The following is a 9601-nucleotide window of genomic DNA, read 5'->3' on the forward strand; positions in this document are numbered from 1 at the left end:
GGTGCGCGGCGCCGTCAACGCCGGACAGCAGGCCCAGCGCGATGCGGCGACCGCCACTGCCCAGGCGCGTGAGGCGATCGCCGGCCAGCCGGGCGGCGAGGCGATCCTTGCCGCCGCGGATCACGCGGCCGCCGAGGCCGCGGTCATCACCGGCCCCGCCGCGACGGCAGTGGACGACGCAGCCGCCGCCGCGACGGCGGCCGTCACCGGCGATCCGCAGCCCGCACCCACACCGGCCCCACAGCAGACGACCGCGGACGCCGCGAATGCCGCACAGGCAGAGACAGCCCCGCCGGCCTCGGCTCCGGTCACGCCTGCGGCGGCGCAGGACGTGTCGCCGCAGTCGGAGCAGACGCCGGTGGCGGCTCCGCAGTGGCGGTCGGAGGTGCCCGAGCCCGTGGCGGCGGCCGTGGATGCAGCGCCGCCCGCGGTCGGCGACGCCGTCGACGCAGCGGCCGCAGCAGTGCAGGCAGCTCTCCCGGAGGCATGACCATGACGCAGGGCCCGATCATCGACGACCTCGGCGCCCCCCGCCCAGGGCGCGGGGCCGAGCAATCGGCCGCGGAGCGTCCTCGCCGGACGGTGCGTGTGCCGTGGCGTCGCCCGCCTCGGCGGTTGCTGACGGCCGTGGTCGTGGCCGCCCTGACGGTGGTGGCGTGCGTGTACGCGGTCGGCGCCCTCATCGGATCAGGCGATAGCAACAGCGCCGTTGCCGCGTCGTCCCCGGCTGGGCAGGCCGGTCTTGGCGGCGGGGCGGGCGCGGACCCGGCCGCGGCCGGGTGTGCCGCCCCCGCTGGCGATGTCAGGTCTGGGGTCGGAGTGATCCGGGCGTTGGAGCACGCCTACTACGTGGCCCGCGACGGGGCCGCGGTGCGGGCGCTCATCGCCGACGGCACCCCGGCCGCGGGGCCTGCCGAGACGATTCAAGCCGGTATCGACACGATCCCGCCGGGCACGACGTACTGCCTGGCCGAGTCGCAGGTATCGCCGACGCTGTACGCGGTGTCGGTGACCGAACACCGCCCGGGCGGGGACACCGTCGACTATGAGCAGACCTTCCAGGTGCGCAAGGCACCGGACGGCACGTGGGCCGTGGTGAAGATTTCTAATACAGGGGGGCGCGGGGCATGAAGCGGGTAGCAGTAAGGGCGGCCGCCGCGGCGGTGGCGTCGGCGGCGGTGGCCGCGACACTTCCGGCGACGACGGCGACGGCGGCCGTCGCGAGCGGCGGCTGCGATGGGTTCATGGCGGTGCTGGTGCCCGGGACGGGGGAGACCTCCGAGCATGCGGACCCGGCTGTGCCGGCCGGGCTGCTCGGGCAGGTCGGTACCGCGTTGGAAGACGCCTATGGTGCCTCGATCGCGGTGGTGTATCCGCCGTATCCTGCGGCCGCGTTCAACGGGATGCTGTACTCACAGTCCGTTGACCAGGGCATCGTCGATGTGACGAACTTGATGCGTCGCTGCCCGGACGCGCAGTACGTCCTCGCCGGGTATTCGCAGGGGGCGCAGATCGCCAATGATGTCGCCGTGGCCATCGGCCACGGCGACGGCCCGGTTGCGGCCGCCCAGATCGAGGCGGTCGGACTGCTGGCCAACCCGCGGCGCGGCACCGACGGCGCGAAGATCATCGGCCCGCCGCTTGCCGGGCAGGGCATCGCCGGGCCGAACCCCCGCGGCTTCGGCGCCCTGTCGGGCCACGTGTTCGACATCTGCCACCCGGACGACAAGTACTGCAACATCGCTGCTGCCAAGAACAGCTTTCTGTCGTCGCTGGGCCGGGTGCTCGGCAACGACCCGGCCCCCGACACCGGGCCCGCCGCTGGCGGCAAGGCGGGGGACACCTCCGCGAGTACGTCGCCAGCGCAGCCGGCGCGGGTGGTGTCCCAGACAGGCAGCGGCACCGGCATGGCCGCGGAGCTTGGCGCCGACTACGGCGGGGCCCATCTGGCCGCCGCCATCCGCGCCGCAGAACGGCTACCGGCGCGCGTCGAACAGCTCGGCGAGAATCCGCAAGCGCCGGTGGGCTGGTCACGCCGCTCGGCGGTGGCCTCCCAGGCGGCGATGATCGCCGACACGCTGACCCCGGTAGGGCAGACGCAGGCGTGGTTGTCGACGAACCCGGCCGCGCAAGACAAGATCGCCGCCGCCGACGGCGGCACCCCGTTGTCGGCGGCGGGCGATCTGCTCGCCGGCCTCGCCGACGTGGACGTGGCCTCGCTGGCGGCCACGGCCGGCCAGATCGCCGACATGCTCGGGTCGACGCCGGGCGCGGGCGGCGGAGTGTCGGCGGCGGCCGACACCCTTGCCGAGGGGCTGTCCGGGATCGCCGGCATGGACACCTCCATGCTGACCGCCGCGGGCACGGCGCTACGCACCGTGCAGCCGGTCACCCTGCTCGACCAGGCATTGCAGATGGTCGCGGACGTGACCTCGGTCGACTACCTCGGAGTCGCAGGCGACTTCGGCTTGCTCGGTGGGCAACTGCTTGCCGGGGATATCCCCGCGGCACACGCCACCGCCGGCCGGATCAACAACAACCTGTCTCCCCTGGTGGAAGCGGCATCCAAGCTGCCGCTCGACCAGGTCGCGCAGGTACTCGCGCTGATCCCGGACCCGGTCTCGCAGGCGGCGGCGCTGGTGTGCCGGCTGCTCGACAACGTCGACGTGATCGGCCTGGCCAAGGCAGTCGGCCAACTCCAAGAAGTCGCCTGGCAGGTCGTCGAGACCGGCAACCCCCTTGCCCTGGGACAACTCCTGCCGATCGGGCTCAACCTCGCCCATATCGCGCTCGGAGTGTTCACCGGCGGCCAGGAAACCCCGGCCTCGGCGCTGCACTCGGGGCCGGCGGCACTCACCGCGCAGATGGGCCAACAGGCGGCCGCATCCGATCTGGTCGGGCTGGGCCAGTCGGTGGCGGCCGCGGCCACCAGCGACGGGGCGGCCGACCTCGCGCAGCTCGTCGACGCGGGCTTCACCGCGGCCACCTTCTACGGCTCCCAGGTGCACCAGAAGTACACGACCTGGTCGCCGCGCGGTGATGGCACACCGGCGACCGCCGTGATGGCGGGAAAGTTCCGCGACGCCATCGGCGGCTAGGGCACGCCGCATATAACCGAAGAGAGCCACCGATTTTGTGTTCCTGGTCGGGCACAACAACACACGCGAAGGGAGGTGGCGGCAGTGGCATCAGGAAAGGCGGCCTCGGGCGGGGCGCTCGCAGTGGGCGGCGTGCTGCTGCTGGCCGCCACCTTCATGGGCGGATTCTCCGGCGACGGGTACCGGGACGCCGCCTACCTGTGCCCGGGCGGCGAGGACGCAGGAACACGGACCCGCGGCGGTTCCGGTCTGCACGCCGAATCGCTGGGCCCCGGCTGCGGCACCACCGCTGGCGGCGACCGGCTCGATAAGAAAGCACTGCTGGCGGATCACCCGGCCGCCGCCCCGTTCATCCCGTGGATCACACAGGCCGCAGGCACGTGCGCGGCGGTGACCGCACCGCTGCTCGCAGCGCAGATCGACAACGAATCCGGCGGGTTCAACCCGGACGCCTACAACGCCGACTCGCAGGCCGCGGGCCCCTCGCAGTTCTTGCCGGCCACGTGGGAGGCATACGGCGTCGACGGCGACGGAGACGGGACGAAGGACCCGTACTCGATCGCGGACGCGACCATGTCAATGGCGAACTACGACTGTGCGCTCGCGGCTCTGGCCGAGCAGGACTTGGCGGCCGGCACCGTGTCCGGGCAGATCACCGAGCTGATGCTGTCCTACTACAACTGCGGGCCGGGAAACTCGCGGGCCGCGGGCGGGGTATGCGGAAACGGGCAGACCCAGGGCTACATCGTCGATATTCCCGCCCAGGCGGCGGCCTGGACGCTGGCGGCGCCGGCATCGTCGGAGTTCGGGGCGCGGGTGGTGGCCGCGGCCCGCTCCCAGATCGGATTGCCGTATGCGTGGGGCGGGGGCAACCAGTTCGGCCCGACCCTGGGTATCTCCGATAACGGCGGTCCGGCCGATGCGCACGGCGACTACGCCAAGGTCGGCTTCGATTGCTCGGGGCTGGTGCAGTACGCGGTCGCGCAAGCCTCCGGCGGCAAGCTCAACGTGGTGCCGCCGGATTCCGCGCAGATCGTCTCGCCGCTGGGCACGTCGATCACCGACCCGGCACAACTGCGTGCGGGCGATGTCATCCAGCCGCATCCCGGCCACATCTTCATCTACTCGGGCGCGGGCACGGTTATCGAGGCGCCGCAGTCCGGCGAGTTCGTCTCCGAACGGCCCTACACCCCGCCGGCGACGGTGCGGGCGATCCGCTTCGGCCCCGACCAGGCAGACAAGCAATGAATGGAGAGTCGATGCGTACTCGTACTGGCAGGCGTGCCGTGGCCGCGGCACTGATCCTCGCCGCGTCCGCGGCGACCGTGGCGGGCTGCGGGTCCGGCCCGGGCCAGGATGCGGACTCCACGGCGAGCCGTACTCCCGCCCCGGCGCAAATGTGGGAGCCCTCGGCGGTCCCCACCGCCCCGCCGTCCGCGGCCCCGTCGACGACGGTGTCGGAGCCGCCGGTGCTGCCGACCCGCACCGTGCCGACGGTGCCGGCCACTCCGGCGGCGGCCATCGCGCAGGTGGACCGGACCGACTCGGACGCGGTCGCCGCCGAGGCGCTGCGCCAGTGGCTTGCCTGGCGGCCCACTAGTGACGGCGGAACGCTCGACGCGATGGCGCGAGCGGCGCCGCTGCTCACCGACGACTACGCCGACGCCACGCTCGGCGAGGCGCCGGTGCGCGGCCCGGGCGGCGATTTCGCCGCCTGGCGGGCCGACGGCGCCGACCGGGTCGAGGTGACAGTGACCGCCCAGCCGAACCAGGGCATGCGCGATGACTCCGACTCGCACATGCGGCATCTGGTGTTCACCGCCACCCAGACCGCGAAGGACGGGGAGCGCACGGTCGGGACCGCCGAGCAGGTCGTCTACGTGATCGTCCGCGAGCAGCCGGGCGGCGTGTGGGCGGTATCGAAGATCGTCACCCGGAACACGGGAAGGAGCACGCGATGAGCGAGCCAGTGTATGGGCGCGAGACGCCGGTGAACCTGCGCAGCCAGCGGCTACGCCGCGCGGCCGGCAGCAACCAGGGGGACGCCGATCCGGTCGAGGTCGATGCCGCGGACGCCGACACCGATACTGCGGCCGGCCCGCCGCCGGCCGACCCGTACGGGGTGGGACAAGAGGCCCTGGCCGCTGCTACGCAACCCGCCCCGGCTCCGGCGGCCGCGGTGCCGGGCCTGTTCGACGAGGCGGCACCAGCCGCGACGGCCGAACAGGCCCGGAGCGGCTGGCGCGGCCGGGTCAACGCGGCGATGGGCCTGCACCTGCGGGCCACGCCGACCGAACGCGATGCGGCCACCTCCGAGCGGGCACGCCGCGCGGCGATCCAATCGTCCCCGCCGGGGGTGGTGGTCATCGCCTCCCCGAAAGGCGGTGCGGGTAAGACGCCGACCGCGCTGATGCTCGCGGCCGCGTTCGGCAGCCACCGACGCGGCGTGGTCGCCTGGGACGGCTGCGAGTCGCCGGGCACCCTCGCCGACCGGGCGGCGCTACGCCAGCCCGGCGGCATCGCCGATGTACTCGTGTCGGCGGGCCGGCTCGCCTCGGGGCAGGCGGCCGCGGCCGAGCTGGCCGCCTATCTGACCGCCCAGCCTGCCGGGCACGAAGTGCTCGGCACCGCCCTCGACGGCAGCCAGGACCCGATCGCCGTCGGCGCCGACGAGTGCGCCGCGGTCATGGCGGTGCTGCGCCGGCACCGCGACTTGATGGTCGTCGATACCGGCAACAACACCTACGCGCCCGCGTGGCGGTGGGCGGTAGGGCACGCCGACCAACTGGTGGTTCCGGTGCCGCTACGCGTCGACGCGGCCAAGGCCGCCTATTGGATGCTCCACCGGCTGCGTGCCGAGGGCTACGAGGAGACGGCGGCGGCCGCCCGGGTTCTGCTGGTCGCGGTGCCCGGCGCCGACGGGGCCCTGGAACAGCGCATTGCCGAACAGCTTGCCGCGGCCGGGGCCACCCGGTTCTCGCGGGTGCCGTATGACTCGTTGCTCGCCGCCGGCGGGCGGATCGCATTCGGCCAGACCACCGCCGCCACACAGGCGGCGTTCACGGACCTGGCCGCCCGCGTGGCCGGGGACCTGGCCGGTCGGGCCAGCGGGTCGGTGCTCACCGGCCGGGCCCCGGCGGGCGGATACAGCAGCAGTGATGGGGAGTTTCCCCGGATCGTGACCGAAGGAGACGCGTGGTGAACAAGGCCGTATTGGCGGTGGACAACCCGTTCGAGAAGATCAGCCCCGATCTGTCGATTCTGGGCCCGGCGATGAACGACACGTGGGTGCGTGTCGGGTCGGCCGTGTGGGCGGTGGCCCTGCTCTTCGTGGTGATCAAGTTGATTGTCGGCGTGTCGAAGATGAAGTCCGCCGAGAAGCGCGGCTACGCCCAGGACGCCTCGGAATACACGGGGGAGGCGAAGGTGGCCGGCATCGCACTGGCGGTGCTGGTGATGCTCACGGTGATCGTCGGCAGCGTCCTGTTCGTCGTGCAGCCGGGGGCCTAGCGATGAACACCGAGTATGCCGCAGCGACGGCGAGGGAGGAAAGGCAGTGATGACGACGAACACGGTGGCAGCGCCGACAACCCCGGGGTGGCTTCTTGCCGTCGTCGGCGTAGTTGCGCTTGCGGTTGTGGTGGTGGTGGCCGCCAGTTCCCGTCGCAGGGGGCGGGCGTGGTCGGTGCTGGCGGCTGAGTTCGGTGCTGCGGTGGTGCTGGTCGGGGCACCGGCCGCAGCCGTGTGGGCAGGGCCGGCGGCCGTGGCCGCGACGGTGACCGCCGAGCTGCTGGTGGCGATGGTCGTGTTCGTCCGGTGGGAGCGGTCTCAGCCCATCGGCCTGGCGAGCAGTGAGGGGAAGGAAGGGCAGTGATGAAGACGAAGACGGATTATTCGAAGGTGGGCCCGGGTATCGACGGCGCGGCGGCGCCGGGGAGGAAGACCGGGCCGCGGCGGTGGCTGTGGCCGGTGGCGGGTCTGGCGACGCTGGCGGTGCTGATTCTGGTGGTCGCCGTCGCCTGCGGCGGCTCGGATTCGGGCGAGTCCGGCAGTAAGACCGAGGCGATCAAGACGGCGCACGGCCCGTCGGCGTTGGTCGACGGTGTGCCCCGCGGGTACACCCACGACAAGGCCGGTGCCCGCACCGCCGCGGTCAACTTCGAGCAGGCAATGGGGCATGCCCGCTCGGGGAGGCTCGATGCGTCTGCCCTCCGCGAGCACGCGGTCGGGGAGAACCCCTCGCCCGCGTTGCAGTCAGTGCTGGACAACGCCACGGATCGAGTGGAGCACGAGGACACGGTATTCAACGGCGTTCCGTTGGTGGCGACGGTCACCAACTTCACCCCGGAGGCAGCGACCGTGTCGATTTGGACTGAGGGGATCGCTCAGACGCGTACCGGGGGCCCGGATTCGCCGATGGGCGTGTCCACCTCGTACTCGACGACAACGGTGACCCTCGCCTGGGAAGGCGAGGACTGGAAGGCCACCGATTGGGCCTTCGAGCCCGGCCCGAAGCCCGAAGACGCCCGGTTCCCCGAGGACGGCCCACTCTCGCAGCCCGGCGGGCAGGGCCTCTACGTGTTCTACCGCGACTGACCTGTGGCGCGAGGTGGTGAAGTGATGATGGTGCGACTGCGCCGGGCGGCCGCGGCGGTCCTTTTGGCAGTGGTGCTGCTCGTGACCGGGGCGGGGGCCGCGTCCGCAGCCCCCGAGCAGGGCCCAGGCGGCACGCCCACGATGAACGGGCAGCAGCTCCCGGAGGGTTTCCCGGCCGAGCTGCGTAAGTTCGTCGCCGGCACCGACGAATTCCAAGCCGCCTGGTTCGACGGCGAATGCGCGAACCGCGGCGGAGACTTCGGGTCGTATCTGGCCGGCGTGCTCGGATCACGGGACGGCCGGCCGGTCGAGGTCGACCTCATCAACGCCGCCTACGGCCAGGACTGGTCGCACAGCTTCCCCAACGGTGACCCCGCGTTCATTCCGAAGAACCCGATGTGCGCGGACGATCTGAAGAAGTTCGCGCAGCCGCAGACCACCACGTGGGGTTTCCAGTTCGCCGACACCCCCGATGACGCCTCGATCGAGGCGATGAAAGCCGCGATCGAGGCCAACCCCGCCGCGGATATGCCCGACAGCTCCGACCTGGGCGAGGAGTTCTTCACCGGGCAGGTGTGCGACTACGGTGACGACCGGGCGCCGGCGCAGCTGTGCTTGCACCGCTTCTACCTCAACTGCGACAAGGCGGAAGGCAGGGTTGATCGGGAAGCCTGCACCTCCTGGAATGTGCGGGTGGGGGAGCTCCAAGGCGGCGCCTACTACTGGTGGGACCAGAACCGCGGGTTCACCGAACGCCTCTCGGACTCGGCATCGAACACGTTCGGCGCCTACGCCGACGGGTTCTCGTCGATCTGGTCGGTCACCGGAAAACCGGTGGTCGAGACAGTCAAGTTCATGGCTGATCCGGGCAGCGTCATCGACGATTGGGCCAACGCCCTCAAGTCGTCGGCGGTCGATCTGACCGAAAAGGTCATCCGCGGGCTCACGACCACCGGCAGCTTCGACACCACCAACGACACGTTCCTCACCTGGTACGCCTACTCGACCGGCATCGGCATCCTCGCGATGGCGATTACCGCGATCCTGGCCGCTCAACGCATCTCCGACGGCAAACGACATCCGCGCGATCTGCTCATGGACTACGGCGGCTACATGCTGTTCGGCGTGGTGGCGATGCTGTTCGCCCCCGGCCTGGCCGCAGTGTTCCTCTCGTTCATCGAGCAGGTCTCACAGGGCATCGGAGACGCGCTCGGAGCCCCGGCCGACCAGGTCGTGACGAACATGTCGGCGATCCTGGGGCAGGCGACCTCCGAGACCGTCGCCGGCGGCGCGATCGCCGGGATCATCTTGTTCGGACTGATGCTCATCGGCGTGCTGGCCGCGTACTTCGGGCTGCTCATGCACGCCGCCGGGCTGCCGATCCTGCTGTGCGTGGCCGGCATCGGCTTCGGCATGTGGGTCCACCCCAAGTGGCGGCAGAAGGCCATGCGCCCGGTGATGATGTTCGTCGGCCTGGCGCTGATGAAACCACTGCTGTTGCTGCTGCTCGGCGTCACGTTCGCCACGATCAACATTTTCGCCGGCACCGCCCTCGGCGGCGCGTCGGGCATGGAGCTGTTCACTGCGCTCGGCATGATCGCGGTCTGCTTCGTCATGGTCGGCCTGGCCCCGTGGGCGCTGCTCAAGTACGCGCCGATCATGCCGTCCTCGGAGGACTCGGCCGACTTCGGCAGTGGTGGCTCGGCGGCGGGCATGGCCGCCGGCGGCATGGCTGGCTACGGCGCGGGCATGCTGCGTGGCGGCGGCGGTGGCCGGTCGGCGGCGTCCCGGTACGCCTCGGCCGCCTCGGCGCCGGGCCGTACCTCCGGGGGCATGGGCGCCGCCGCCGGCGGCGGCGGTGCCTCGGGTGGTTCCAGGCCGGGAGGGTCGGCGTCGACGCAGCAGGC

General features: G+C 71.8%; 9 protein-coding genes and 1 pseudogene. All 10 read left to right on the forward strand.

Annotation, left to right across the window (positions count from 1 at the left end):
• A pseudogene (locus JJ683_RS17810) lies at positions 1-490 on the forward strand (hypothetical protein); the annotation flags it as partial.
• Positions 487-1131: a DUF8176 domain-containing protein gene (locus tag JJ683_RS17815; RefSeq protein ID WP_200176098.1), complete on the forward strand. Its 645-nt coding sequence runs from the start codon at positions 487-489 to the stop codon at positions 1129-1131. The pseudogene JJ683_RS17810 and the gene JJ683_RS17815, both read left to right, overlap by 4 nt.
• On the forward strand, positions 1128-3098 hold the full coding sequence (locus JJ683_RS17820; protein ID WP_200176099.1) for a cutinase family protein: 1971 nt from the start codon (positions 1128-1130) through the stop codon (positions 3096-3098). Before JJ683_RS17815 ends, JJ683_RS17820 begins: the two co-directional genes overlap by 4 nt.
• 84 nt (positions 3099-3182) lie before the next feature.
• Positions 3183-4346 carry a C40 family peptidase gene (locus JJ683_RS17825; protein WP_200176100.1) on the forward strand — a complete coding sequence of 388 codons (1164 nt, stop codon included), beginning with the start codon at positions 3183-3185 and terminating at the stop codon, positions 4344-4346.
• Positions 4347-4357: 11 nt separating this feature from the next.
• Entirely contained in the window at positions 4358-5059 is a 702-nt protein-coding gene (locus JJ683_RS17830; protein WP_200176101.1) for a hypothetical protein, read from the forward strand.
• Positions 5056-6300 carry a MinD/ParA family ATP-binding protein gene (locus JJ683_RS17835; RefSeq protein ID WP_200176103.1) on the forward strand — a complete coding sequence of 415 codons (1245 nt, stop codon included), beginning with the start codon at positions 5056-5058 and terminating at the stop codon, positions 6298-6300. Before JJ683_RS17830 ends, JJ683_RS17835 begins: the two co-directional genes overlap by 4 nt.
• Positions 6297-6608: a hypothetical protein gene (locus tag JJ683_RS17840; protein WP_200176105.1), complete on the forward strand. Its 312-nt coding sequence runs from the start codon at positions 6297-6299 to the stop codon at positions 6606-6608. Before JJ683_RS17835 ends, JJ683_RS17840 begins: the two co-directional genes overlap by 4 nt.
• 49 nt (positions 6609-6657) lie before the next feature.
• Positions 6658-6972: a hypothetical protein gene (locus JJ683_RS17845; protein ID WP_200176108.1), complete on the forward strand. Its 315-nt coding sequence runs from the start codon at positions 6658-6660 to the stop codon at positions 6970-6972.
• The gene (locus JJ683_RS17850) at positions 6972-7694 is read left to right on the forward strand and encodes a DUF8175 domain-containg protein (RefSeq protein WP_200176111.1); all 723 of its coding nucleotides are present in this window, start codon (positions 6972-6974) and stop codon (positions 7692-7694) included. The genes JJ683_RS17845 and JJ683_RS17850 overlap by 1 nt, the downstream gene beginning before the upstream one ends.
• Before the next feature lie 24 nt (positions 7695-7718).
• Positions 7719-9601, forward strand: a 1883-nt coding sequence (locus JJ683_RS17855) for a hypothetical protein (RefSeq protein WP_200176114.1), incomplete at its 3' end; no start/stop codon positions are given.

The organism is Tomitella cavernea, assembly GCF_016599145.1.
Taxonomy (GTDB): Bacteria; Actinomycetota; Actinomycetes; order Mycobacteriales; family Mycobacteriaceae; genus Tomitella; species Tomitella cavernae.